The sequence below is a fragment of the Shimia sp. MIT1388 genome (assembly GCF_047124445.1).
Classification (GTDB): domain Bacteria; phylum Pseudomonadota; class Alphaproteobacteria; order Rhodobacterales; family Rhodobacteraceae; genus Shimia.
Genome location: NZ_CP138921.1, coordinates 2088783 through 2114419 on the forward strand (window position 1 = coordinate 2088783; position 25637 = coordinate 2114419).

General features: G+C 58.6%; 26 protein-coding genes. 15 read left to right on the forward strand and 11 right to left on the reverse strand.

The features are described from left to right. Positions 1–12: 12 nt before the first annotated feature. Both SIB92_RS10290 and SIB92_RS10295 read right to left on the reverse strand, forming a co-directional pair. Complete coding sequence (locus SIB92_RS10290; protein ID WP_412555690.1) at positions 13–420, reverse strand: cytidine deaminase; 408 nt, start codon at positions 418–420, stop codon at positions 13–15. Beyond that, complete coding sequence (locus SIB92_RS10295; protein WP_412555691.1) at positions 417–1508, reverse strand: cupin domain-containing protein; 1092 nt, start codon at positions 1506–1508, stop codon at positions 417–419. Before SIB92_RS10295 ends, SIB92_RS10290 begins: the two co-directional genes overlap by 4 nt. 198 nt (positions 1509–1706) lie before the next feature. Here SIB92_RS10295 and SIB92_RS10300 point away from each other — a divergent pair, with 198 nt between their 5' ends. Beyond that, the gene (locus SIB92_RS10300; RefSeq protein WP_412555692.1) at positions 1707–3986 is read left to right on the forward strand and encodes an NADP-dependent malic enzyme; all 2280 of its coding nucleotides are present in this window, start codon (positions 1707–1709) and stop codon (positions 3984–3986) included. Positions 3987–4243: 257 nt separating this feature from the next. Next, complete coding sequence (gene prpE / locus SIB92_RS10305) at positions 4244–6136, forward strand: propionate-CoA ligase PrpE (RefSeq protein ID WP_412555693.1); 1893 nt, start codon at positions 4244–4246, stop codon at positions 6134–6136. A 94-nt stretch (positions 6137–6230) separates the two neighbouring features. Here the strand turns inward: prpE and SIB92_RS10310 are convergent, their stop codons facing one another. Next, entirely contained in the window at positions 6231–6992 is a 762-nt protein-coding gene (locus SIB92_RS10310) for an NAD kinase (protein WP_412555694.1), read from the reverse strand. 189 nt (positions 6993–7181) lie between these two features. On the opposite strand from SIB92_RS10310, the gene glyA reads away from it, so the two are divergent. The 3 genes from glyA to SIB92_RS10325 all read left to right on the forward strand — a co-directional run bounded on the left by glyA (position 7182) and on the right by SIB92_RS10325 (position 9813). Then, on the forward strand, positions 7182–8480 hold the full coding sequence (gene glyA, locus SIB92_RS10315; protein WP_412555695.1) for a serine hydroxymethyltransferase: 1299 nt from the start codon (positions 7182–7184) through the stop codon (positions 8478–8480). A 68-nt stretch (positions 8481–8548) separates the two neighbouring features. Then, positions 8549–9079 carry an RNA 2'-phosphotransferase gene (locus SIB92_RS10320; protein WP_412555696.1) on the forward strand — a complete coding sequence of 177 codons (531 nt, stop codon included), beginning with the start codon at positions 8549–8551 and terminating at the stop codon, positions 9077–9079. Positions 9080–9111: 32 nt separating this feature from the next. Beyond that, on the forward strand, positions 9112–9813 hold the full coding sequence (locus SIB92_RS10325) for a class I SAM-dependent methyltransferase (RefSeq protein WP_412555698.1): 702 nt from the start codon (positions 9112–9114) through the stop codon (positions 9811–9813). Between the two features lie 12 nt (positions 9814–9825). Here SIB92_RS10325 and SIB92_RS10330 read toward each other — a convergent pair whose 3' ends face one another. Further along, positions 9826–10017, reverse strand: coding sequence for a hypothetical protein (locus tag SIB92_RS10330; RefSeq protein ID WP_412555699.1), 192 nt, complete (start codon positions 10015–10017; stop codon positions 9826–9828). Between the two features lie 97 nt (positions 10018–10114). Here SIB92_RS10330 and SIB92_RS10335 point away from each other — a divergent pair, with 97 nt between their 5' ends. Further along, positions 10115–10990 (forward strand): LysR substrate-binding domain-containing protein, encoded by an 876-nt coding sequence (locus SIB92_RS10335; protein ID WP_412555700.1) that lies wholly within the window; start codon positions 10115–10117, stop codon positions 10988–10990. A gap of 57 nt (positions 10991–11047) precedes the next feature. On the opposite strand, the gene SIB92_RS10340 is transcribed toward SIB92_RS10335, so the two are convergent. The 3 genes from SIB92_RS10340 to SIB92_RS10350 all read right to left on the reverse strand — a co-directional run bounded on the left by SIB92_RS10340 (position 11048) and on the right by SIB92_RS10350 (position 12792). Then, positions 11048–11332, reverse strand: a complete 285-nt coding sequence (locus SIB92_RS10340) for a hypothetical protein (protein ID WP_412555701.1) — start codon at positions 11330–11332, stop codon at positions 11048–11050. Positions 11333–11394: 62 nt separating this feature from the next. Then, entirely contained in the window at positions 11395–12072 is a 678-nt protein-coding gene (locus SIB92_RS10345; RefSeq protein WP_412555702.1) for a PspA/IM30 family protein, read from the reverse strand. 114 nt (positions 12073–12186) lie between these two features. Next, complete coding sequence (locus SIB92_RS10350) at positions 12187–12792, reverse strand: TetR/AcrR family transcriptional regulator (protein WP_412555703.1); 606 nt, start codon at positions 12790–12792, stop codon at positions 12187–12189. A gap of 118 nt (positions 12793–12910) precedes the next feature. Between SIB92_RS10350 and SIB92_RS10355 the strand changes: the two genes are divergently transcribed. Beyond that, positions 12911–14089 (forward strand): winged helix-turn-helix domain-containing protein, encoded by a 1179-nt coding sequence (locus SIB92_RS10355; RefSeq protein WP_412555704.1) that lies wholly within the window; start codon positions 12911–12913, stop codon positions 14087–14089. On the opposite strand, the gene SIB92_RS10360 is transcribed toward SIB92_RS10355, so the two are convergent. Next, a complete protein-coding gene (locus tag SIB92_RS10360; RefSeq protein WP_412555705.1) occupies positions 14086–14460 on the reverse strand; it encodes a hypothetical protein in 375 nt (124 codons plus the stop codon). The genes SIB92_RS10355 and SIB92_RS10360 overlap by 4 nt on opposite strands. 73 nt (positions 14461–14533) lie before the next feature. On the opposite strand from SIB92_RS10360, the gene SIB92_RS10365 reads away from it, so the two are divergent. Continuing rightward, the gene (locus tag SIB92_RS10365; protein ID WP_412555706.1) at positions 14534–15304 is read left to right on the forward strand and encodes an alpha/beta fold hydrolase; all 771 of its coding nucleotides are present in this window, start codon (positions 14534–14536) and stop codon (positions 15302–15304) included. Here the strand turns inward: SIB92_RS10365 and SIB92_RS10370 are convergent. After that, positions 15271–15474: a CTP synthetase gene (locus tag SIB92_RS10370; protein ID WP_412555707.1), complete on the reverse strand. Its 204-nt coding sequence runs from the start codon at positions 15472–15474 to the stop codon at positions 15271–15273. The genes SIB92_RS10365 and SIB92_RS10370 overlap by 34 nt on opposite strands. Before the next feature lie 90 nt (positions 15475–15564). After that, positions 15565–16320 carry a YbaY family lipoprotein gene (locus SIB92_RS10375; protein WP_412555708.1) on the reverse strand — a complete coding sequence of 252 codons (756 nt, stop codon included), beginning with the start codon at positions 16318–16320 and terminating at the stop codon, positions 15565–15567. A gap of 185 nt (positions 16321–16505) precedes the next feature. Between SIB92_RS10375 and SIB92_RS10380 the strand changes: the two genes are divergently transcribed. The 5 genes from SIB92_RS10380 to SIB92_RS10400 all read left to right on the forward strand — a co-directional run bounded on the left by SIB92_RS10380 (position 16506) and on the right by SIB92_RS10400 (position 22015). After that, positions 16506–17192, forward strand: coding sequence for a response regulator transcription factor (locus tag SIB92_RS10380; RefSeq protein WP_412555709.1), 687 nt, complete (start codon positions 16506–16508; stop codon positions 17190–17192). A gap of 54 nt (positions 17193–17246) precedes the next feature. Further along, positions 17247–18401, forward strand: coding sequence for an FIST N-terminal domain-containing protein (locus tag SIB92_RS10385; protein WP_412555710.1), 1155 nt, complete (start codon positions 17247–17249; stop codon positions 18399–18401). 7 nt (positions 18402–18408) lie between these two features. Next, a complete protein-coding gene (locus SIB92_RS10390) occupies positions 18409–20607 on the forward strand; it encodes a PAS-domain containing protein (protein WP_412555711.1) in 2199 nt (732 codons plus the stop codon). 140 nt (positions 20608–20747) lie between these two features. Beyond that, on the forward strand, positions 20748–21317 hold the full coding sequence (locus tag SIB92_RS10395; protein ID WP_412555712.1) for a DUF4202 domain-containing protein: 570 nt from the start codon (positions 20748–20750) through the stop codon (positions 21315–21317). A 140-nt stretch (positions 21318–21457) separates the two neighbouring features. Continuing rightward, the gene (locus tag SIB92_RS10400; protein WP_412555713.1) at positions 21458–22015 is read left to right on the forward strand and encodes a cobalamin biosynthesis protein CbiX; all 558 of its coding nucleotides are present in this window, start codon (positions 21458–21460) and stop codon (positions 22013–22015) included. Here SIB92_RS10400 and SIB92_RS10405 read toward each other — a convergent pair. Next, a complete protein-coding gene (locus SIB92_RS10405; RefSeq protein WP_412555824.1) occupies positions 22012–23010 on the reverse strand; it encodes a LacI family DNA-binding transcriptional regulator in 999 nt (332 codons plus the stop codon). The two genes, SIB92_RS10400 and SIB92_RS10405, sit on opposite strands and share 4 nt — an antisense overlap. Before the next feature lie 155 nt (positions 23011–23165). On the opposite strand from SIB92_RS10405, the gene gap reads away from it, so the two are divergent. After that, a complete protein-coding gene (gene gap, locus SIB92_RS10410; RefSeq protein ID WP_412555714.1) occupies positions 23166–24173 on the forward strand; it encodes a type I glyceraldehyde-3-phosphate dehydrogenase in 1008 nt (335 codons plus the stop codon). Between the two features lie 6 nt (positions 24174–24179). Further along, positions 24180–25634 (forward strand): glucose-6-phosphate dehydrogenase, encoded by a 1455-nt coding sequence (zwf, locus tag SIB92_RS10415; RefSeq protein ID WP_412555715.1) that lies wholly within the window; start codon positions 24180–24182, stop codon positions 25632–25634. Positions 25635–25637: the final 3 nt, after the last annotated feature.

Consider the following 25637-nt stretch of genomic DNA (forward strand, 5'->3'; position numbering starts at 1 on the left):
TATACTCGTTCTTTAATCGCGGTCCGCGTGGCCGTCGCCCAGATGGTCTTTCCCAAAGGCACCCGGCAACAACTCAGCCATGGTCATCTCCACCCGCGCACCGTCCAGGTTGGCCAACGTCACTTTTGTGTCCGCGCCACCAAACTCGGCAAGCTTCTGACGGCACCCACCACAAGGGCTCACCGGCTGCTTGCTATCCGCCACGACAAATACTTCGTTCAACTTGGTCTCACCCGCCGCGACCATCGCCGCAATCGCGCCTGCTTCTGCGCAAGTGCCTTCCGGGTAGGCAATGTTCTCCACATTACAGCCTGCGTAGATTGTGCCACCTTCAGACAGCACCGCCGCGCCAACCTTAAATTGCGAATACGGCGCATAGGCGTTTTCGCGCACGGCAAAAGCCGTTTTTTCCAAGCTCATGTCTCTGTCACTTTCGTCTTGAACGCCCCCGGCAGCGTGACTTCGAGCAATTCGATGTCCGCGCTTGGATCGGCGTAGAGGGTTTTCATTCCGGGTGGGATCACAAAGGCATCCCCGGCTTCCAAGGCATATGGCTCCCGCCCTTCACCTTTCAGAACCATCGTGCCCTTCATCACAAAGGTAAAGTGAATATCCGCATCATGACGCGTCCATTGCGGAACGCCGTCTCCACGACGGATCACTTGTACGCCAGCCACATCCTGGGTGTTGGTGGCAATGGTTGTGTCTCGGCACATGAAGCCCGGAAATCGGAAATCGCTCCACTCCGCACCTTCTGCTAGGTTATGCACAAAACGCTGCCCATCCCATTCCCGATCTGGCCGCTCATGTGGGGTTGGCAGTTCCATTTCATGATCAATCTCGGTCACATGATCCGCTGGCACCCCAATCTCGATCACTTGCAGATCGTCGCTGGCCTCACAAACCCGATGGCGAATTTCCGGCGGCTGAATAAAGCAATCGCCTGCATTGAGACGCCGCATGCCTCCTTGATCTTCATAAAGCACATCAACCCAACCATTGACGCAGAAGATCAACTGAAAGCCCACCTTATGGTAATGCACCATATCCGGCACCGGCCCGCCATCAGGAATACGAATATGACTGGCAATCATCGCCCCACCTAACCGGTCTGGCACCAAATCCCGATAATGCATCCCCGCCCGGCCAATGACCCATGGCGCCTGATCCGCCAATCGCCGCACCACAAAGGAATGCTGCACTTCTGGCAACACCAGCGGCGGGTTTAGTTCGTCGATTTCGATCTTTGTGCCATTTGGCGCGATCAACTCGCGCGCGCCTTCGGCAAACCCATTGGGATTGTCGGTCAAAATCCGCAGACACCCTGGCAACTCCCTCGCATCCTTCTCGATGCGCAGCCGCAGGCCATGACCGGAAAACACCGCCACCGTTGGGTCATCCGCCGGATAAATCATATCCATCCGCATTTTGAGCACTTTGGTGTAAAAGGGGATGTCATCGCGCAATTCCTGCGTTGGCAACCGCACCTCTGCTCTGATCTCTTCCATACCCGCTCCTGACTGCACTCTGACGGCAGAATTTTTCGAGAATGTAACCAAATGGTCAAAAACTCAACGGCGAATTTACGGCGCCTTCCGCCAAGTTACATTTGCCCATTCCCACGGAAGAAAAACTAGTTTAATGCTGAACCAAATTTTGACCACCCCACAAACCGCCGCTGCGCCCCGCGCAAAATGAGGTCCGCCATGTCCGACAACCGCAACCAATCCCTGCGCGACGCCGCCCTGTTTTACCACGCCAACCCAAAACCGGGGAAACTGGAAATCCGCGCCACCAAACCCCTGGCCAACGGCCGCGATCTCTCCCGAGCCTATTCACCGGGGGTTGCGGAAGCCTGTATCGAGATCAAAGAAGACCCGGCCAACGCCGCGCTTTATACTGCGCGTCAAAATCTCGTGGCTGTGGTGTCCAACGGCTCTGCGGTGCTTGGCCTCGGCAACATCGGCGCGCTGGCATCCAAGCCGGTGATGGAAGGCAAAGCGGTTCTGTTCAAGAAATTTGCCAACATCGACTGCTTTGACATTGAGCTGGACGAAGCCGACCCGGAAAAGCTGGCAGACATCGTCTGCGCCATGGGCCCCACCTTTGGCGCGATCAACCTCGAAGACATCAAGGCGCCCGATTGCTTCATAGTCGAAAAGCTCTGCCGCGAGCGCATGAACATTCCGGTGTTCCATGACGACCAGCACGGCACCGCCATTGTTGTGGGTGCGGCGGCGACCAACGCGCTGCAAGTGGCGGGTAAAAACTTCGAAGACATCAAAATAGTCTCCACCGGCGGTGGCGCGGCGGGCATTGCCTGCCTCAACATGTTGCTGAAGCTTGGTGTAAAGCGCGAAAACGTCTGGCTCTGCGACATCCACGGCCTCGTCTATGAAGGCCGCGAAGAGGACATGAACCCACAAAAGGCGGAATTTGCGCAGAAAACCGACCTGCGCACCCTCGACGAGGTGGTCGACGGCGCCGACATGTTCCTGGGCCTCTCCGGCCCCGGCGTGCTGAGACCAGAACTCGTTGAGAAAATGACCGCGCAACCGATCATCTTTGCCTTGGCCAACCCCACCCCGGAAATCATGCCGGAACTGGCCCGCAAAGTGGCGCCTGACGCGATCATTGCCACCGGCCGCTCCGACTTCCCGAACCAGGTCAACAACGTCCTTTGCTTCCCCTTCATCTTCCGCGGCGCTCTGGATGTGGGCGCCACCGAAATCAACGATGAAATGTGCGTGGCCTGCGTGAACGGCATTGCCGAACTCGCCCGCGCAACAACCTCTGCCGAGGCCGCGGCGGCCTATAAGGGTGAACAGCTCACCTTCGGCGCTGAATATCTGATCCCGAAACCATTTGACCCCCGTCTGGTCGGTGTGGTGTCGGCTGCCGTAGCCAAGGCCGCCATGGACAGCGGTGTCGCCACCCGCCCGATCGACGACATCGACGCCTACGTGCATAAGCTCAACCAATCGGTCTTCAAATCCGCGCTGCTGATGCGGCCCGTATTCGAAACCGCCCGCAAAGCCGCACGCCGCATTGTGTTCTCCGAAGGTGAAGACGAGCGTGTGCTCCGCGCCGCACAAGCGATCCTGGAAGAGACCACAGAAACCCCCATCCTGATTGGCCGCCCCGAAGTGATCGAAGCCCGCTGCGAACGTGCTGGCCTCTCTATTCGTCCTGGTCAAGACTTCCAGATCGTGAACCCGGAAAACGATCCGCGGTATTACGACTACTGGAACAGCTATCACGAACTGATGGAGCGCGAAGGCGTCACGCCGGACCTCGCCAAGGCGATCATGCGCACCAACTCGACCGCGATTGGCTCGATCATGGTGCACCGCGAAGAAGCCGACAGCCTGATCTGCGGCACCTTTGGCGAATACCGCTGGCACCTGAACTACATCACGCAGGTTTTGGGCAATAAATCCCTGTCCCCACATGGCGCACTCTCGCTGATGATCCTCGAGGATGGCCCCCTGTTCATTGCGGACACGCAGGTACACGAACTGCCAAGCCCCGAGGACATCGCCCGCATCACCATCGGTGCTGCCCGCCACGTGCGCCGCTTTGGCCTAGAGCCTAACATCGCGCTTTGCTCTCAAAGCCAGTTTGGCAACCATCAACAAGGCTCTGGCAAACGCCTGCGTGAAGCCATTGAAATTCTGGACAGCCGCCCACGCGACTTCACCTACGAAGGCGAGATGAACGTCGACACCGCGCTTGATCCCGACCTGCGCGCCCGCGTCTTCCCGCGCACCCGCCTGAATGGCGCCGCCAACGTGCTGGTGTTTGCCCATGCCGACGCAGCCTCTGGCGTGCGCAACATCCTGAAAATGCGCGCAGGAGCACTGGAAGTGGGCCCGATCCTGATGGGAATGGGCAACCGCGCCCACATCGTCAGCCCGTCGATCACGGCGCGCGGTCTGCTGAACATGGCCGCCATTGCCGGCACGCCGGTGACGCAATACGGCTAAGCCGCCCTCTTTAAGTTCACGAAAAAACGCGGCGGAGTGATTCCCGCCGCGTTTTGCATTTCCAAACTTCGCAACTTTGCAAAGCCCCCTCCAGTTTCCAGCGAACCCCAAGCAAACCCAGGTCTTTGCAAAAATTTGCAGATCACCTGAGCAAAGACTTGCAAATTTTCTGCGATAATCTGCCACGTCCCCGCCACCAAGACTTGCCGCCGTAACAGCCCCTCCTCTATCCATTTGGGTAAGGATAGGAGGACCCCATGTCATATCAGGACGTCTACAACGGCTGGAAGAACGACCCCGAAGCATTTTGGATGCAGGCAGCAGACGCCATTGACTGGGACAGCCCGCCCAGCCAAGCGCTCTTTGACAAGGGCGACCACATGTATGAATGGTTCTCCGACGCCAAGGTCAACACCTGCTGGAACGCCGTGGACCGCCACGTCGAAGCTGGGCGCGGTGAGCAGACCGCCATCATCCACGACAGCCCGATCACCCACTCCAAGCGCGAGATCTCATACGTCGAGCTGCGCAACCGTGTCGCCTCCCTCGCCGGCGCGCTGCGTGCCAAAGGTGTGGAAAAAGGCGACCGCGTCATCATCTACATGCCGATGATCCCCGAAGCGCTCGAAGCCATGCTGGCTTGTGCTCGCCTTGGCGCGATCCACTCGGTGGTATTTGGCGGATTTGCCTCCAACGAGCTGGCCGTGCGCATTGACGACGCCAAGCCCAAAGCGATCATCGCCGCCTCCTGCGGCCTCGAACCGGGCCGCGTGGTGCACTACAAGCCCCTGCTGGACGGCGCTATCGATCTCGCCACTCACAAGCCAGACTTCTGCGTGATCTTCCAGCGCGAGCAAGAAGTGGCGCAGCTGATCGAAGGCCGCGACTTCAACTGGCACGGCTTCCAATATGGTGTGGAGCCCGCCGAATGTGTCCCTGTGGAGGGTAATCATCCGGCCTATATCCTCTACACCTCCGGCACCACCGGCCAACCCAAAGGCGTGGTGCGCCACACCGCCGGCCACCTGGTCGCGCTGAACTGGACCATGAAGAACGTCTTTAACGTCGATCCCGGCGATGTCTTCTGGGCAGCATCGGACGTAGGTTGGGTTGTGGGTCACAGCTACATCACCTACGCGCCCCTGATCCATGGCAACACTACCATTGTGTTTGAAGGTAAACCGGTTGGCACACCGGATGCAGGCACCTTCTGGCGGGTGATTTCCGAGCACAAAGTCAAAACATTCTTCACGGCCCCAACAGCTTTCCGCGCCGTGAAGCGCGAAGACCCGCAAGGCGAGTTCGTGAAAAAGTACGACATGTCCTGCATGGAACAGGTCTTCCTCGCCGGGGAACGTGCTGACCCGGACACCATCATCTGGGCGCAGGACCAGCTGCAAAAACCAATCATCGACCACTGGTGGCAGACTGAATTGGGCTACCCTGCGATCTGTAACCCCGTGGGTATCGAGCTTTTGCCCGTGAAACTGGGCAGCCCCTCCTTGCCCATGCCGGGCTATGACATGAAGGTGCTCGACGAAGGCGGCAACGAGCTGCCTCCCGGTGAACTTGGCGCCATTGTCAGCAAACTGCCTCTGCCCCCGGGCACACTGCCAACCCTGTGGAATGCCGAAGACCGCTTCAAAAAATCCTACCTGACCAACTTCCCCGGCTACTACGAAACCGGTGACGCAGGCATGATTGACGAAGACGGCTACGTCTACATCATGGCGCGCACCGACGACGTGATCAACGTTGCGGGCCACCGCCTCTCCACCGGCGGCATGGAAGAGGTGCTCGCCGGCCATCCGGACGTCGCAGAATGTGCGGTGATTGGTGTGGCCGATCAGCTCAAAGGCCAGATGCCGGTTGGCTTCCTCTGTCTCAACGCAGGCGCAGACCGTGACCACGGTGAAGTTGTGAAAGAAGTTGTGAAACTGGTGCGTGAAAAAATCGGCCCGGTGGCGGCGTTCAAATTGGCCGTCGTGGTCGATCGTCTTCCCAAAACCCGCTCCGGCAAAATCCTGCGCGGCACCATGGTCAGCATCGCCGATGGCACCGAGTGGAAAATGCCGGCGACCATTGATGATCCGGTCATTCTCGATGAGATCACCGAAGCCCTGCAAAGCATCGGCTACGCCAAATCGTAACCTCGGAGCGGGGGCCAGCCCCCGCACCCACGGGATATATTTGGCAAGAAGAAACTAGAAAGGCGCGCCGAGATTTGGGCGCGTTTTTTTGGTGTCAAACAAACTGCTCGCGGATCAGGCGCTCTTCCAACCCATGGCCCGGGTCGAACAAGATCCGGTGCGCGATGCTCTCATCAGAGCGGATTTCAACCGCGGCCACATTCTCAATCGAGCGGCTGTCCGCATGCGCCATCACAGGGCGTTTGTTGGCTTCAAGAACCTCAAAAGTCACGGTCGCTTGTTTGGGCAACAGAGCCCCCCGCCACCGACGTGGTCGAAACGGTGCAATCGCGGTGAGCGCCAAAACATCTGAGCCAATCGGCAGGATCGGTCCATGCGCCGAGTAATTGTACGCAGTAGACCCAGCTGGCGTACTGATCAGCGCGCCGTCACAGACCAGCTCTTCCATGCGCAAACGCCCGTCAATCTTGATGCGCAGTTTCGCCGCCTGCGGCCCCGCCCGCAACAAGGACACCTCGTTGATCGCCAGCGCCTCATGCACGGAGTTGTCGACACAGGTCGCCCGCATCGCCAGCGGATTGAGCTTTTCCTCTTCCGCCGCCGCAAGCCGTTCCAGAAGATCGCTTTCCGAATAGGTGTTCATCAGAAAGCCTACCGTGCCCCGATTCATGCCATAAACCGGCGCAGGCAAGGCCTGCGTGTCGTGCAACGTGTGCAGCATGAAGCCATCCCCGCCCAGCGCGACAATCACATCCGCCTCTTCCGGTACAACATTGCCATAACGGCCAATCAGCGCCGCCCGCGCGGTCTGCGCCACCGGCGCGTTGCTGGCCACAAAAGCGATTCTTTCGGACATATTGGTCCCGGCTCCATTCAAACACCGACAGGTTTCCCTGCCCCGCCAAAGGTTTCCTATGGCGTCATATGTTTATCCCCTGCACCATCTGCGGCGTTCAGGCAAGGTGTTGCGTCGCTTTGGGACCTTTCAACACAGTAACCTTTCCTTTAGGAAGCGCAGCAACGCGAACCCCATGATCTGGAGCACATGCCCATGTCCACCACCCGTGATGCCGGCTTTTTCACTGAATCCCTCGCCTCCCGCGACCCGGAGCTATTTGGCTCGATCACCAACGAGCTGGGCCGCCAGCGTGACGAGATCGAACTGATCGCCTCGGAAAACATCGTGTCCGCTGCGGTGATGGAAGCGCAGGGCACTGTGCTGACCAACAAATACGCCGAAGGCTACCCGGGCCGCCGCTACTACGGTGGCTGCCAATACGTGGACGTGGCGGAAAACCTCGCCATCGACCGCGCCAAAGAGCTGTTTGGCTGTGACTTCGCCAACGTGCAACCAAACTCCGGCTCGCAAGCCAACCAGGGTGTGTTCACCGCGCTGCTGCAGCCTGGCGACACCATCCTCGGCATGAGCCTGGATGCCGGTGGCCACCTGACCCACGGCGCAAAGCCAAACCAATCCGGCAAATGGTTCAACGCCATTCAGTACGGCGTGCGCAAGCAAGACAGCCTGCTGGACTACGATCAGGTGCAGGAGCTGGCCAACGAGCACAAGCCAAAGATGATCATCGCCGGTGGTTCCGCCATCCCGCGCCAGATCGACTTTGCCAAGTTCCGTGAAATCGCCGACTCCGTAGGCGCATACCTGATGGTAGACATGGCCCACTTTGCCGGTCTGGTTGCCGCGGGTGAGCACCCATCCCCGTTCCCATACGCGGATGTGGCCACCACCACGACCCACAAAACTCTGCGCGGCCCACGTGGCGGCATGATCCTGACCAACGACGAAGCCATTGCAAAGAAAGTGAACTCCGCGATCTTCCCTGGCATCCAGGGCGGCCCGCTGATGCACGTCATCGCCGCCAAAGCTGTGGCCTTTGGCGAAGCGCTGCGTCCAGAATTCAAAGAGTACCAGAAACAGGTCCGCGCCAACGCTGTGGCCCTGGCGGATCAACTGATCAAAGGTGGTCTGGACATCGTCACCGGTGGCACCGACACCCACGTGATGCTGGTGGACCTGCGCCCCAAAGCTGTGACCGGCAACATCGCGGACAAAGCTCTGGGCCGCGCGCACATCACCACCAACAAAAACGGCATCCCGTTTGACCCGGAAAAGCCAATGGTGACCTCCGGTCTGCGCCTCGGCACGCCTGCAGGCACCACCCGTGGCTTTGGTGAAGAAGAGTTCCGCGCAATTGCTGACATGATTGTTGAAGTGGTCGACGGTCTGGCCGCCAACGGCGAAGAGGGCAACGCCGAGGTGGAAGCCTCTGTCCGCGCCAAAGTGGCCGATCTCTGCGCCCGCTTCCCGCTGTACCCGAACCTGTAGGGGCACGGACACCAAAAACTTGTAGGCCGGCGCTGGACATTCCAGCGGCGGCCTTTTCTTTTGGTAGTATGACCAAAGATGATTTGAAAAAGACCAGCAAGCATTTGAGCTACATCCTTCGGCACGCACCGGACAGCATCGGCTTAACGCTTGATGCACAGGGATGGGCGCAGGTCTCTGACCTAATTGCGAAATCTGAGCATCCCCTCACACATGACCTCATTGCCGAGGTGGTGCGCACCAACGCAAAACTGCGCTTTTCCTTGAACCACGACGGCTCCCTTATCCGGGCAAATCAGGGACACTCGATCCAGATTGATCTGGGGCTTTCCCCCCAAACGCCTCCGCGCGTTCTGTTTCACGGCACTGCCAAAACCAACCTGGCGTCCATTCGTCAAAATGGATTGCTCAAAGGCGCGCGACATCATGTGCATCTCTCCGACAACACCGCAACCGCCAAGGCCGTAGGTGGCCGCCATGGTTCCCCGATTGTACTGACGATCCAAACTGAGGACATGGCCCAGAATGGCCATACCTTTTATCGATCCGCCAATGGCGTTTGGCTGGTAGATCACGTACCACCGCAATTTCTTGAATAGCGCTTGTAACAGACAGCCTGCGGAGCACGACAATGACAGACGGTTGGGACGCCTCGGCTGAGGCCTGGATTGCGTCGATGGGAGAGGCTGGCGATTTCAGTCGGGAACATGTGCTCGACGCACCGATGCTGGAGCGCTTGGCAAAGGCGGCTCCAGAGGCGGTGTTGGACCTCGGCTGTGGCGAAGGGCGGTTCTGCCGCATGATAGCCCCAAATGTGGATCATGTTGCGGGCATCGATCCCACCGAAGCGTTAATCTCGCACGCAATGACCCAAGGCGATGCCGACTACCTGGTCGCGCGCGCAGAGGACCTGCCGTTTGACAACAACAGCTTTGACATGGTGGTCAGCTACCTGTCGTTTATCGACATCCCCGACATCCCCGCCGCTTTGCGAGAATGTCATCGCGTCTTACGCCCAAACGGCCTCTTGCTGATCGCCAACCTGAACCCATGGACCACCGCCAGCCAATCCAAGGGCACGCCGGTCAAAAACTCCGACGGCACCACCACGCTCACAATGGACCGCTACCTGGACGCTTTCCCCAGCTGGGCGGAGTGGAGCGGCATCCGCATTCAAAACTGGCACCGCCCGCTGGCGTTCTACATGCAGGCGCTGCTGCAAAGTGGTTTTCAGCTCACACACTTTGACGAACCCAAAGCCACCGGCGGCGCGCGGGCGGAAAGTTACAACCGCGCGCCCTATATGCACATTATGGAATGGCAGAAGCGCTAACGCGCTGCTGCCTTACCAGCCAAACAGTTTGGGCCGTGCCCCATCCGTCGCCTGATCCAGCACGCTTTTACGCGCAAAGCGAGCGCGGCGATCTTCGCGCCAATGTGGCTGCAGCTTGGGCTCAGAAACAGGCGCCGCGTCTTTGTCCGCCCAATGCGCCTGACGGGTGGCCACTTGAAAGCTATTTGAAAGAATTCCCAACATATCTGGCACTCCTTGTGTTGATCTGATCCAAACATGGTGGACAGAACGCGGAAAATCGACTCAATATGTCATTCAATATGTAAGCTGGAGTTACATAATGGATTGGTCCTCCCTGCCCTCCCTCGCCGCCCTGCGCGCCTTTGAAGCCGCCGCCCGCCACCAGAACCTGAGCGCCGCCGCCCGCGAACTCAATGTGACCCATGCCGCGATTGCCCAGCATGTGCGCAGTCTGGAAGCGGACCTGTCCACGCCACTGTTGTTTCGCTCTGGCCGGGGGGTGGCGCTTACCGAAGAAGGCCGTCATCTGGCCCAGCATCTCTCCGCTGGTTTTGAGGTGATTGCCGAAGGTGTCTCCGCACTTCAACGCTCCAAAGAAGACCGTCCGCTCTCGGTCAGCGTCACCCCCTCCTTTGCCGCAAACTGGCTTATGCCCCGTATTGGCGGCTTCTGGCAGGCGCACCCGGAAATCTCGCTCAGCATCAACCCAAGTGTGAGCTTGATCGACCTGCGCCGCGATGGCTTTGACATGGCCATCCGATTTGGCAACGGAAAATGGCCGGGGGTGTCCTCCGAATTGCTCACAACTGGGGAGTTTTGGGTGGTTGGCTCCCCTAAGTTGCTCAATACAAAATCGGAAATCAGCCTCAAAGACGCTGGTACGTACCCTTGGCTGATGGATCTCCACATGCTGGAATGGCGGCAGGTTGTGGAAGACGCCGGTCTGGATCTCAACACCGTGGACATGACCTCTCTGGAAACCAATGAGCTTGTGCTCTCCGCCACAGTGGCTGGCCTGGGTGTCTCGGTGCACCCCAAATCTCTGGTCGAGCGCGAGGTGGATTTTGGCACCCTCAAGCAGATCTGCAGCCTGCCGCGTACCGATCTGGGTTATCACCTCGTCACCTTGCCCCGCCCCTTAAGCGCCAAGGAACGCGCCTTTCGCAAATGGCTGATGGCCGAGGCCAAGGCATAGCCCAAACAAAAAGCACCCGAGCGCAAACTCGAGTGCTTTTTGAATTTTTGTAGTACCTTACGCGCCGGGCTTGCCATCCATCAACGCTTCTTCCAGCAGTTTCTCGTCACGCACTTCTTCGATGCGGCGAATGCGGTCTTCACGCTGCTGATTGTCAAAGCGGTACTTCACCACATTGATCAGGCTGATGGTCAGAAGCACGATGCCCATACCCCAATAGCCTTTGGTGGACAGCGGCACATCAGTGGACATCCAAAGCGAAATACCAAGCAGCACATAGGCCAGGGCCACACCGGCCATGTTGAGCATCAGGATGGTGGAATTGTCATTACGATCGGTCATTTTGGGTCTCTCTCTTTAATCTATGAGGTATGGGGTAGAGGGTGTTTAAGGCGATCTTGCGATCAATTTTCGCCTTTAAGGCGATCAAGAACCGAATGGGCTGTCGCATTGCCCGGCGCACCAAATCCGGCATCCGCCATACGTCCCGCGATGTCGCCATGGTTCAGGCCGCTGTCGATCTCGCGCAGGATTTCGCCCTGCTCAAACGGATCATCTTCACCCATCACGCGGGATATCAACGCTTCGGCCTCTTCAAACGGACTGTCGCCTCCCAAGTGACGGTTCACTTTGCGCTGAATGCCTTGCTCCTTGCGCACGGCGCGCGCTGATACGGCCCCCTGTTTTAGGTCAATAATGCGGCGATGCGCGGTTTCCACACTCTGGCGCAGCTGCATAATGCGCGCTTCCAGGCGCGCTTGGGTTTGCTGACGACCCGCCAGTTCGTTTTCCAGATCGGCAATGGCCTGCGCCGCCTGCTGCGCGAGGTCTTCCCGCTCCGCCGCAAGAGCCTCCTTAGCCCGTGTCAGCAGATCCGCAATACGCGCTTCCAGAGTGTCAATCTGACGCTGCTCCGCCCGCTCCCGCTGGATCAATCCGGCCAAAGCCACCTTTGCCGCCTTCAGGTTTGCGCTCGCTTCACGGATTTTTTGGTCAATCAGCTCAATGGCATAGACGTCACGCACCTGTTCTTCGGCCCGGGCGTTTGCCCCCACAATCAAAGTTTTCAAAGTTCCGAACATCTGTCTCTCCACTCCTTGAACATCGTTCACAAATAGAGTGATAGGATTTTTATGAACGTCGTTCAAGACAATTATTGAACAACGTTCATTTTCCTTTGAAACACCTGTTTTTGCTTAACTTTCCAAGACCACTTCAGGCCCTAGGCGGGACAAAACCTGCGCAATCATGGTCCGAATGTGCTCCGGCGGCACGCCAGAGATGCGATTCTCCAGTCCCAAAAGTACGATTCCATGCACCGCTGAGAACATCGCACGAGTCATCAACCCGAGCTCTTCCTCGCCCATTTCCGCATATAGCTCAGACAGCGGCGCGCGGATGTTGGCAAACAGCGCCCCCAACGAGGCCAGGTACCACTCTGGCACCGGCCCACCCTCTGTCATCTCTACATCGAACAATGCCCGCCACAGCTTAGGATGCGCGGCGGCAAACTCCAGATAGGCGTTGGACATCAGGATCAACCGCTGGCGCGGGCTCTCGCTGCCATCATAAGAGGCCGACACCGCCGCGCCGAGCTTCTTGAACGTGCGCCCGTTCACTTCGAGCACAAGGTCATGCAGATCATCAAACACGTTATAGATCGCCCCAACCGCGCAGCCGGCCCCTTTGGCCAGCTCCCGCGCTTTCAGGGACGACAAACCGCCCGTTGCGATCTGCTCTTCCGCCAACTCGATCAGTTTTATACGCAACGCCGCGCGCCGCTCTGCCACTTTGCCAGCCATAGTGCCCCACATATTGAACCACGTTCAGAAATACGCAGCCACAATGAAAAAGCCAAGCCCGCAACACGCCGCGCAAAATGTTCTTTCTTTGTTCAAGCCCTTCCCCTAGCGTGCGGCCATGAGTTTTCGCATTTCAAACCGTGACGCCCGCCACCTCTGGCTCTCTTTGCAAGGCCTGTCCGATACGCCCACCGGCCCCGCCAACCCGCGCGCTATCATTGGCAAACTTGGGTTTGTGCAACTGGACAGCATTCAGGTCTTGTCCCGCGCCCATCACCACATCCTTTGGTCACGCAATCAAAACTACCGCGAACCGATGCTCAACAAACTGCTGGCCGAAGACCGCGCGGTGTTTGAGCATTTCACCCACGACGCCAGCGTCTTGCCAATCGAGACCTACCCCTACTGGCGCGCACAGTTTAAACGTCGCAAATCCCGCATGGACCAAAAAGGCTGGTTCAAAACCGCACTTACCAAGGTCAACACGGCCGACATCAAATCCCGCATCGCGGACGAAGGCGCACTGTCGACCGAGGCTTTTGACACCAAGATCGAAGGCCCCAAAGAAATGTGGTCCCGCCCACCACACAAACAGGCGCTGGATTACCTGTGGTACGCAGGCGAACTCGCAACCTGCTATCGCCACAACTTCAAAAAATTCTACAACCTACCGGAACGCGTCATCCCGGATGCCCAACGCGCCGAGAGGATTGACCCTGCAGAGCAAGTCCACTGGCTCTGTACGCAAGCCCTCGCCCGCCTCGGCTTTGCCACCTCCGGCGACATCAAACGCTTTTGGGAGGCCGTGGACACCGCAGATGTGAAAGACTGGATGGCCAACGCGGACCTCATCGACGTCGAAGTGCAAACCGCCAACCGCCAGTGGCTACCCATGCAAGCTCCCGCCGACATCGCTCAGCGCTTGGAACAAATTATCGTTCCCACCTCTCGCCTGCGCATCCTCAACCCGTTTGACCCGGTGATCCGCGACCGAGACCGGCTCTCCCGCCTATTTGGCTTTGACTACCGCATCGAAATTTTCGTCCCCGCCGCCAAACGGCAATGGGGTTACTACGTCTACCCACTACTGGAAGGCGACCGTTTCGTTGGCCGCCTAGAGGCCAAGGCCAACCGTAAAAAAGGCGAGATCACCATCACGCAGCTTTGGTCTGAACCCGGTGTGCGCTGGACAGAGGCACGCGCGACCAAACTGGACGCCGAACTCACCCGCATGGGCCGCTTCATAGGCACGCCAGACATTGTCTGGGACTGCAACCGCGCCCCAAAGACCGATTAAACCAGCCCCTGCCAGCGCAGAACCAGGATCACCAACACCACAACCACCAACAAGTTGAACACCAGCGCCGCCGCCAGGTTGAGCAGCGCACCTTTGCGCCGATCCGCCACGTCGATGGTCTCCAGATGCGCGACAATCTCGTCAAACGCTTTGATCACAGCCACGCCATCCACCTGCATCATCAGCTTCGGATGCCCGCCCAACCGCTGCGCCTCTACAAGCACATCAGCCTGCCGGTGCAGCCGCGCTGGCACCCTGCGCCCAATCTTCTTCATCGCCCGACTCAAGGTCTTGGCCCGCACGCCAAATTTCTCCTTAGCCAGCTCCAAAAGCCGCGCCTCTTTGGCCTGAATGTCCTGCGTCGTCATCATGCGCGCACCCTAGACCGCACACGCAGAACACTCAACTCTGGAACCCGCCCGCACAGCGCGCTATCACACCGCCATGTTGAACGTGATCGAACATGGCACCGCCACCGCTGAACCGGACCTTCTGATTGTGCACGGGCTGTTTGGCTCCGGGCGCAACTGGGGTGCCATTGCCAAAAAGCTCTCCGCAACCCGCCGCATTCTCTGCGTCGATCAGCGCAACCATGGCCTCAGCCCATGGTATGACAGCCATTCCTACGAGGACATGGCCGCCGATCTGGCCAAGGTCATCACGGCACAGGGCAAACCGATGGATGTTCTGGGGCACTCAATGGGTGGCAAAGCGGCTATGGTGCTGGCCCTCACGCGTCCCGAACTGGTCAACCGCTTGATCGTGGCGGACATCGCGCCGGTGACCTACACCCACGACCAAAATCAAAATATCGAGGCCATGCGCGCCGTCGACCTCTCCAAGGTCACCAAGCGCTCAGACGCCATGGCGCAACTGGCCGAGCATCTGGACGACACCACGCTGCAAACCTTCTTCACCCAGTCGCTGGATGTGAAGGAACAACGCTGGCGCCTCAATTTGGATGTTCTGGACCGCGAGATGCCAAAGATCCTGGACTTCCCCGAGGTCGGCACCTCCTACGGTGGCCCTACGCTGTTCCTGTCCGGCGCTACGTCAGATTACGTCACGCACGCCTACCGCCCCACAATTCGGGAAAAATTTCCAAAGGCCCGCTTTGCCAAAATCACCGGCGCGGGCCATTGGTTGCACGCGGAGAAACCCCGCGAATTTGTTGCCTCGGTTCAGGCCTGGTTGGATTTGGACGGGCGCGCATAAAGCGCCTGCGCCACTTTCCAACTGGCAGGGAAGGCAATCACAAAGCCGATCAGCGCATAGACAAACAGCATCAAGCCGCTGTTTACACCTGTCACAAGTGCGGCGATTACGCCGACACCGGCCAAGGTCGACCCAATAAAGATATGCAGAATCATTGCCAGTCGCAGCATCGGCTGTCTCCTTCACGTTGTTGGCTGCAGATGTGACGTAAAACACCTGCCCCAGCTTTGATTTGGATCAGCCGACGCCAATTTCCCCGGCTATTGCGCCAGCAGTGTCATCACCACAGCACCCTCTGCATCAAGCAGCACAGTGTGCCCAGCGCGCACGCCAAACCCAGTCACGTTTGACAGCGTCTTGAAGAAGTCTTTTTCCTGCTGATCCAGCTCACCGGGACAGGCCATCCGTGTTGTCGCCAACGGCCCAAACGCCAACTGACCGTCTTGTTCGGTGTAGCTGCCCGAGAACCGGTTGCAGCCGCTTGTGCCACTGACCTGACCGTCTGCGCCAAACCGGATTTGCGGCACCTCAGACGTGCCCACGGTTTTGTCGTTCATCTGCACCACCAGCCATTCATTGCCCGTGAGCGCGCTCTCAGCAGGTTTCACCATGCGTTCCACCACCACATCCACTGTTTCAGGGGCATCATTGGTCAATGCCGGAAAACTCTGAGTACTGCGCCACAGCACATCTTCCCCCACGCGGATCACCGCCCGCACCGAATATCGCCCACGATCGTCGACCATGGCGTCATCATAGCTCAGGCGGAAATCCACAGGCACCTGCCCCTCCGGCCGCAAGGTCTGAGAGGCAAGGACTGTCGACTGCACGTCCATCTTGCTCACGTCTTCCAAAGTAACTTCCACAAGCGCCTCCGGTGGCAGGGCAATCTTTTCGCGATACATCACCGATCCATGTAGATCCTGTATCTCTGCCATCACGCTCCCTGCACCCAGAGCCAGCACCGCAGCAAGGCCCATGCGCGTGCCAGCAGTTTTCAGTGTTGAACACTTCATTCTATCGCTCCCGACTTGATTGCGGTCATCATACCCTACCACCTAGGCGCGAGAACACCGCATCCCAAGGGGGAAAGATTCCCTCGGCAAAGCCTTGCCCACGCGCGCCGCGCCTCCTAGGCAAACATGCGGGTTACGACCTTTGACCCCCTTGGCGTGGCCCCACGCTCTGCTAGGCTACCCCCATGCCAAATGATGTTGCTTCGCCAGTTCTCAAACGCTTCTCCAACGCCCTTGTGGTGGACGACCACCCCTTGTTTTGCGACGCTTTGGTTATGACGCTCCAGGCCATCGCACCGATCACAGACGTGGCAACTGCGCCCTGCCTGACCGACGCTCTGGTCCGGTTGGAGAACACCCCACACCCGGATCTGGTTGTGTTGGATCTGAACTTGCCGGACGTGGACGGGTTTGACGGCCTTCTACGCCTGCGCAAGGCAACCAATGCCAAAATCCTTGTGGTTTCTTCCATGGCGGACACCCGCATCATCAACGCGGCGCTCAATGCAGGCGCGGCCGGATTTGTCCCCAAACACAGCCAACGCGACATGTTCCGCCGGGCGCTTGAGGCCTTGGCCGAGGACCGCAGCTTCTTGCCCGAAGGCCACATGCCCACCCGCGACGAGGACGACGCCACACAGGATGCCGTGGCGCGCTTGGCAAGCTTGACCACACAACAAGCCCGCATTCTTGATCTGATTTGTGAAGGCAAACTCAACAAGCAAATCGCGTTTGAGCTTTCCATCGCGGAGACGACCGTGAAGGCCCATGTCACAGCGATCATGCGCAAGTTAGGCGTTCATTCGCGCACGCAAGCGGTCCTGATCGCCAAAGAAGCGAACTTCGAGGAACACTTGCGCAGCAGCGGCTAGGCAGCCTAATCTGCCACAAGCGGCTTTGAGGAGGGCTGCGGGAGGATTGCCAGCATGGATGCCAGCTCACCCCTGACAGGGGCAAATATCGTGCGCACAGCTTTTGCGCCCTGCGACGCACCAGACGCAGCCGACCAACTTGTTGCCGCAATGGGTCCAGAACCCTTTGCCTTGGTCATTCTATTTGTGTCCCCCCGCACCAATCTTGAGACCTTTGTTGCCGACATCGAGGACCGATTTGGCGCTGCCGAGGTTGTCGGCTGCACCACGGCGGGCGAACTTGCCGCAACTGGCTACACCGAGGGCGAGATTGTCGCTGTCGGCCTGCCAGACTCCCATTTTGCTGCCCGGACACTTTTCATCGACGATCTCACCCGGATCCAAGCCGAGGCGCGGATTACCGATATGATCCACAACCGTAAAGCACTCGCCGCAAGCCATCCCACCTGGACCTCAGAATTCGCTTTTCTGATGGTCGATGGCCTCTCCACCCGCGAAGACGCCCTGGCCGCCGATCTCTCCATGGGCCTTGGGCCCGTCCCCCTATTTGGCGGCTCCGCAGGGGACGGTGAAGATTTTGGCCAGACGCATGTCTTGTACAAAAGCGCATTTCACAGCAACGCAGCGGTCTTGGTACAACTGCGCTCCAACTGTCCTGTGCAGGTGTTCAAAACAGACCACCTCCTCCCCACGGAACAGCGTATGGTGGTGACCGGCGCGGACCCGACCACGCGGCGTGTCTACGAAATCAACGCTGAACCCGCGGCCCGTGAATACGCCCGCATCCTAGGCAAAGACCCGGAACAGCTCTCCACCTTCACCTTTGCCGCCCATCCGGTTGTGGTTCGCATTGGAGAGCAAACCCACGTGCGCGCCATTCAGCGCGTGGCTCAAAACGGCGATCTGCAGTTCTTCTCTGCAATTGATGAAGGTGTGGTCCTCACTTTGGCGGAACCAGAAGACATGGTGGCCCATCTGGACCGCGAACTCAGCGCCCTGACCAATGATCAGCGGCCGGCCATGATTTTGGGCTGCGATTGCGTCTTGCGCCGGGTTGAGGCCACCCAAAAACAGATAACGGGTGACATCTCCCGCGTCCTCGCCAAACATAACGTGGTGGGCTTCTCCACCTACGGCGAACAGGTCAATTCGATGCATGTCAATCAAACCTTCACCGGCGTCGCCATCTACCCACCGGAAGCGGACTGACACCACAATGACAGACGTCACATTGATCGATCCAAAGGACTCTCTGGAACGGCAAAACCAGAAGCTCCTGAAAATCGTCGACACCCTGATGCGCCGGGCCGAGGCCAGCCCCGACACCACCGGCGTGGCTTATGCCCAATTCGAACGCGCCGTGATGCTCGAAGAGGAGGTGGCCGCCCGCACCCGCGAACTTGAACACGCGCTGGACCTGCTCAACACCTCCAACGCCTCCCTTGCCCAAGCCAACGCCGAAGCCGAAGCCGCTCGCGCCAACCTCGCCAACGCGATTGAGACCGTGCAAGAAGGCTTTGCGCTGTTTGATGCCGACGAAAAGCTGGTGCTCTGCAACACCCGCTTTGGCAAACACATGCGCGACATCCACCCACTGTTCAAACCCGGCCTGCCGTTTGCCAATTATGTCGACATCGTTTCGCAAAGCGCCTTCCTAGAGCTGCCGGACGGCATGACAGCCAATCAATGGGCCGACCAACGCCTGCTGCGTCATCGCGAGCAACATGTGGTCTTCAACGCCCGGCTGGCTGGCGACAAATGGATCCAGGTGTCCGAGCATCGCACCCGCGACGGCGGCACCGTGGTGCTGCAAACCGATGTCACCGACATGATGCTTATCGAGCGGCAGGAACGTGAGCGCTTGCTCGACGATCAGTCCCGGCTCATCAAGGCCACCTTGGAACACCTCGATCAAGGCGTTGGCATCTTTGACCGCGAAGCCCGCCTCGTTGACTGGAACCGCCGCATGGGAGAACTGCTCTCCATCCCCCTGCGCCGCTTCCACCTCGGCCTGCCCTTTGACACCATCTTTGACCAACTCTCCCGCAAACTCGCCTTCCTGCATGCGGCGGATGCGGAGGCACTGGCCAATTGGGCCGCCCATGAGGGCCGTCGCGCCCCCTTGTCCTTTGAGGTGGAACTGGGCGCAGACCGCATCCTCGCCGTGTTTGCCCAACATATGCCCGACGGCGGCTTTGTGATTTCCTTCACCGACATCACCACCGAGCGCCGCGCCCTGCGCGCCATCTCCCAGGTCAACGAAACCCTGGAGCGCCATGTGCAGGAACGTACTCTGGAGCTTCAGGATGCCTTGGCCGAAGCCGAACGCGCCAACGCCTCCAAATCCCGCTTTGTGGCCGCCGCAAGCCACGACCTGTTGCAACCGCTATCCGCAGCCAAGCTCTACATGGCCTCCCTGGAAACCGACCTCGAAGCCCCGGACCAGCGCGAACGCCTGTCCAAAGCCTCTTCCGCCTTGCAAAGCGTTGAACACATCCTTGGCGCGCTGCTCGACATTTCACGACTCGACAGTGGCCGCGCCGCCGTACACGACACGCAGATCCCGCTGGGCGCGCTTTTGGGCCAGCTGCACGACGAGTTTGCACCCATCGCCCGCGAAAAAGGTCTTCGCTTTGACCTGCGCAGCCATGACGTCACCGTCCACTCAGATGCCACCTATCTCCGCCGAATTTTGCAAAACCTCATCGCCAACGCGCTGCGCTATACCGATGAAGGGCGCGTGCTGGTGGCTGCCCGCCGTCGCGGTGACACGATGGTGGTGGAAATCTGGGACACTGGCCCGGGCATCCCGGTGGAGCAACAGGCCAAAGTCTTTGACGAATTCCACCGCGTGAATGCCGCCGCCAGCCCCGCCGAAGGCCTTGGGCTTGGTCTTGCCATTGTAGAACGCGCCTGCCGCCTGCTAGCCCATCCCATGCAAATGCAATCCGAGCCCGGCCGTGGCACGCGCTTCTGCATCACGCTGCCGTTACACACAGAACAAACCGCCCCCTCCGATACACCCCTGCCTACCCTGGAGCCAACCGCACCGCTGGCCCATCGCATCGTGCTTTTGGTCGAAAACGACACCGAACTACGCAACGCCATTTCCATGACCTTGGAAAACTGGGGCGCAGATGTGCTCGCCTGCGGTAGCGACATCGAGGCCCTCGATCTGCTACGCGAAATCGACATCGCACCGGACATGGTTCTGGCGGATTACCAACTCGACAATGGCGCCACCGGTACCGACTTGATTGCACGGCTGCGTAAAGCCTACGGCCCCCTACCCGCCTGTGTCATCAGCGCCAACCGCGACCCGGATTTGAAACTGCAATGTCAGGCGCTCAAGGCGCCTCTGTTGCACAAACCGCTGAACCTAGACCAACTGCGCACCATTCTTACCGGAACGTAATCCAATGCCGCACAGCCCTCAAAACGCACCTCCGCAAAACAGTCGCGATACCGACGCAATACCGACGTGAATTTTTGGCCCTTTTCGTGGCCCGCCGCAGGACCTAAAACCCCCCTATCAACGCAGCCCGGAGCCAGCCTATGACCCGCCTTCAAACCGCCTTGGACGCCATCGACACCGCCAACGCCAAAGACCCGAAGCTTGATGACGGACAGCCCGAAGCGCTGCTCTACGGCCAGCGCATGACAGATGAGTGCAACCGACTTTTTCCCAATGCTTCCGAGGCGTTACAGATCGCTTCCCGGGGCCAGCACATCGAACGCTGGGTGCTCAAACGCGCAGACTATCCAGAAGGCCGCGCCGGTTATCTTAAGTGGCGCCGCGACCTTGGCGTGCACCACGCCAACCGTGTGTGCGAGATCATGACCGAGGCCGGATATGACGAAGAAGACGTAACTGCTGCGGGCGCCATGTTGCGCAAGGAGGGCATCAAGCGCAACGATCAGGTTCAAGCGCTTGAAGACATTATCTGTTTTGTCTTCGTCAAATGGTACTTCGCCCCTTTTGCCGCGAAACACAGCCCTGAAAAAGTCCTCGATATTGTGGTCAAAACCGCCCGCAAAATGTCCGAAGACGCCCGCGCCCGCGCTTTGGCAGAATTTGACCTGCCAGAAGACCTCGCCGCCGCTTTCCAAGCACCCGCTGCATGACCAAAGCCTGCCGCGAAGCCTTAATTGTTGCGCACGGGCAGCCCTCCGCCCCCGTGCCGCCAGAGCTCTGGCTGCAAGGCTTCGCCAAAGCCGTCAACAACCACCTACCCAACTGGACCATTCGCGCAGCAACCCTCGCCATGCCGGACGCAATTGAGCGGCAAGTGGCTGAAATACAACCAGGTTCTCCGGTGTTCCCTATGTTCATGGCCGACGGGTTCTTTGTTTCTCGGATGCTACCCAAGCGCCTGGGCGACGCGGATCTGCCTATCCTTCCGCCGCTGGGATTTGACGCTAGTTTGCCAGACTTGGCCGCAGACCGCGTGAAAAAAACACTTGTCGACATGGGATGGAACGAGGCGCAAAGCCACCTCCTGCTTGCCGCACACGGCTCTGCCAAAGGCCCAAAAGCAGCCGAATCGGCGCGCGCCTTCCAAAACGCGCTTTCAAAGCGGTTTGACGCTCTAAAAATTTCTGTTGGATTTGTAGAAGAAGCGCCCTTCATCTCAGATGCCGGAATGGGCCTACCGCCCCAAAGTCTGTGCCTGCCTTTCTTCGCCTTAGAAGGCGATCACTGCCGACAAGATATACCGGAAGCCATTGAAACAGCGGGTTTTTCCGGCTTTACCCTGCCCCCCATAGGCACATGGAACGAGACTGCCAAACTGGTCGCTAACGCTCTGACGCGAGGCAGCTAAAGCGACTGCCCCGTGGTGACCACCGGCTCCAGTTTCATCACCTGAGACGGGCTGTCGGGGGCTTGCGATGCCAGGATGATCTCGGCTGCTTTCTGGCCAATCTCAAACCGATGCGCATCTGTTGTTGCCAAAGGCTTCGGCAAACCCTTGAGCAAATTCAAATTGTTAAAGCCCGCGATCGCCAAATCCTCCGGCACTGAAAGCCCTTTGGAAAGACAATACATATAAGCCCCGATCGAGAGCACATCGCTGGAAAAATAGATGCACTCAAGCTCCGGCGAGCGCTGCGTTAACATCTCAGTCAATTTGTTGCCGGTCTCAATCGAAGACACGCCAGAATAAAGCTCCTGATCAAACAGGGAGAGGCCCGCTTCTTTCAGTTCCTGCTCAAACCCCTGAAGCCGCTTCTCGGCGCGAAAGTCTTGCGGCATCTTGGTGCCGATGAAACCGATTTTGGTGTAGCCTGCTTTCAGGATCGTACGCGCCATTTTCCGGCCCGCCTCCAGGTGCGAAATGCCGACACAGTGTTTGATCGGCTCGCCATCCACATCCATGACTTCCACAACAGGACAGTCTGCATTGGCCAACATCTTGCGCGCTGCGTCATTGTGCTCGAGCCCCGCGATGACAACCCCGGTGGGCCGCCAGCTTAGCATCTCGCGGATAACCTCTTCTTCTTCCTGCAAATCATATCCGGTGACGCCAATCACCGGCTTTAGCGCCGTCGCTTTAAGCGTAGAGCTGATCCCCGACAGCACTTCCGGAAACACCGAGGAATTCAGGCTCGGAACCACCACGCCGACAAGATTCACCTTCTTGGACGCCAGCGCCCCGGCAATACGATTCGGCACATAGCCGACCTCGCGGGCAATCTGTTCAACCTTCTGGCGCGTGGCTTCGGACACGTCCTGTGCCCCCCGCATGGCGCGCGAGGCCGTCATTTCACTCACACCCGCCAGTTTGGCGATGTCCTTGAGAAGTAGCTTTTTTCCCATGGCGGGATCGTCGGACACAACCAAGGCCAAAGCAACCCCGAAAGCGCTTTTGCGGGAAGTTAATTCCTCCCCTTGATTCCCGTTGCATTTGCCTGTAGCGATAGCGCTAACGGTGGCGCTACCGAAAGCGCTGATTTGCATGTGTGGAGAATGACATGAGCATCAAGATTGCCATCAACGGGTTTGGCCGCATCGGCCGCGGCGTCCTGCGCGCCCTCATCGAAAGCGGCGCCAACGACATCCAAGTCGTTGCGATCAATGACCTTTCCCCGAACGACCACCTCGTACACTTGCTCAAATACGACAGCGTCCACGGCCGCTTGAACGCCGACGTCACTCTTGACGGCGACGTGATGAAAGTCGCCGATCAAGAGATCCGCCTAACCGCCATCCGCGACCCGCAAGACCTGCCTTGGTCTGACGTCGACGTGGCCTATGAGTGCACCGGTATCTTCACCGCCAAGGACAAAGCGGAGCTGCTACTGGAGTCCGGCGCCAAGCGCGTGCTGGTCTCCGCACCGGGCGCAAACGCTGACAAGACAATTGTTTTTGGGGTCAACGATGACACGCTGACTGCGGATGACATCATCGTGTCCAACGCCTCCTGCACCACCAACTGTTTGGCGCCTGTGGCTAAAGTCCTAGATGACACGTTTGGCATCAAAACCGGCTACATGACCACGATCCACGCCTACACCGGCGACCAGCCGACCCATGATACCAACCACAAAGATCTCTACCGCGCCCGCGCCGCAGCCCTGTCGATGATCCCGACGTCCACCGGCGCGGCTCGTGCAATTTCTCTGGTTCTTCCGCACCTTAAGGGCAAATTGGAAGGGTCCGCGATCCGCGTACCAACTGCCAATGTGTCCATGGTGGATTTGGTGATCAACACCAACAAACCAGCGACTGTTGAGGCCATCAACGACGCGCTGAAAGCTGCTGCAGAAGGCCCGCTTAAGGGCGTGCTTGGCTATGAGGAAGCGCCTCTGGTATCCGCAGATTTCAACCACGACCCGCATTCCTCGGTGTTTGCCCCAGCGCAAACCAGCGTGACGGAAGATGGGCTTGTACGTGTGGTAAGCTGGTATGACAACGAATGGGGTTTCTCCAATCGTATGCTCGACACCGGCCGCCGCATGGGCGCTCTTCTGAAAGGTTAAACTGTTATGGTTGCACGCGTAATTCCGGTCGAACCATTTGACCTCGTGATCTTTGGCGCAACGGGCGATCTGGCCCGACGCAAAATTCTCCCGGGTCTGTTTCACCGGTTTCGCGCGGGCCAAATGCCAGCTGAAGCCAAAATCATCGGTTCGGCGCGCTCCGATATGGACAGCGCCGAGTTCCGCGACCTAATAAAGACGGCGCTAACCGAGTTTATCGACGAGGCCATGCGCCCTGCCGATCTCGTCGCAGATTTTCTTGATCACTTGAGCTACGTCCATATCGACGCCATGGGCGAAACTGGTTGGGGCGACCTCAAGAAGTCATTGCGCCCAGAGACAACGCGCACATTTTACCTGTCCGTATCTCCATCCCTTTTTGGCGCCATTGCCGAGCGTTTGAGCCTCAACGGTATCGCCACAGCTGAGAGCCGGATTGTGGTCGAAAAGCCTTTTGGGCACGATCTAGAAAGTGCACAGGAGCTGAACAAAGACCTGCTCAAGCACTTTGACGAACAGCAAATCTATCGCATCGATCACTATCTCGGCAAAGAAACGGTGCAGAACCTGATGGCGCTGCGCTTTGCAAACTCCCTATTCGAGCCGCTGTGGAATTCTACCCACATTGACCACGTCCAGATCACAGTCGCCGAAAGCATCGGAGTGGCGGGCCGTGGTGGGTACTACGATCAATCCGGCGCGATGCGCGACATGGTGCAAAACCATCTGATGCAACTTTTGTGCCTGATTGCCATGGAGCCGCCAAGCAAGTTTACACCAAACTCCGTGCGGGACGAAAAAGTCAAAGTGATTGAGGCCCTTGAACCTGTCGCGCTGGGTGACATTGTGCGCGGCCAATATCGCGCCGGCCGGGACAATCAGAGCTATTTTGACGACGTCGAGAACACCGATAGCCGGACTGAAAGCTACATCGCCATGAAGCTATCCGTTGGTAATTGGCGGTGGGCTGGTACGCCGTTTTATCTGCGGACGGGCAAGCAGCTGCGCGACCGGGCGTCCGAAATTACCGTGGTGTTCAAAGACCCACCGCACAACATTTTCCCCAACAAGATGGAAGGCCGCAAAGGCAACGCTCTGATCATTCGCTTGCAACCGGATGAAGGCATCACCCTGCGCACCACCATCAAAGAACCAGGTCCCGGTGGCATGCGCCTGACCGAGGTTGCCATGGACATGTCCTTTGCCGACGCTCTTGGAGAAGATCTGATGTCACAGGACGCCTATGAGCGCCTGATCATGGATGTGATCCGCGGCGACCAGACGCTCTTTATGCGCGGAGATGAAGTCGAGGCCGCTTGGGCTTGGGCTGACCCTCTGATCGCTGCTTGGGAAGAGGCAAATCAGCGTCCCGTTCCCTACGACCCAGGCAGCTCCGGCCCCGAAGAAGCGCTTATGCTGATGCACCAGGGTGGCCGACGCTGGCGGCCCATCGGCGACTAAGCC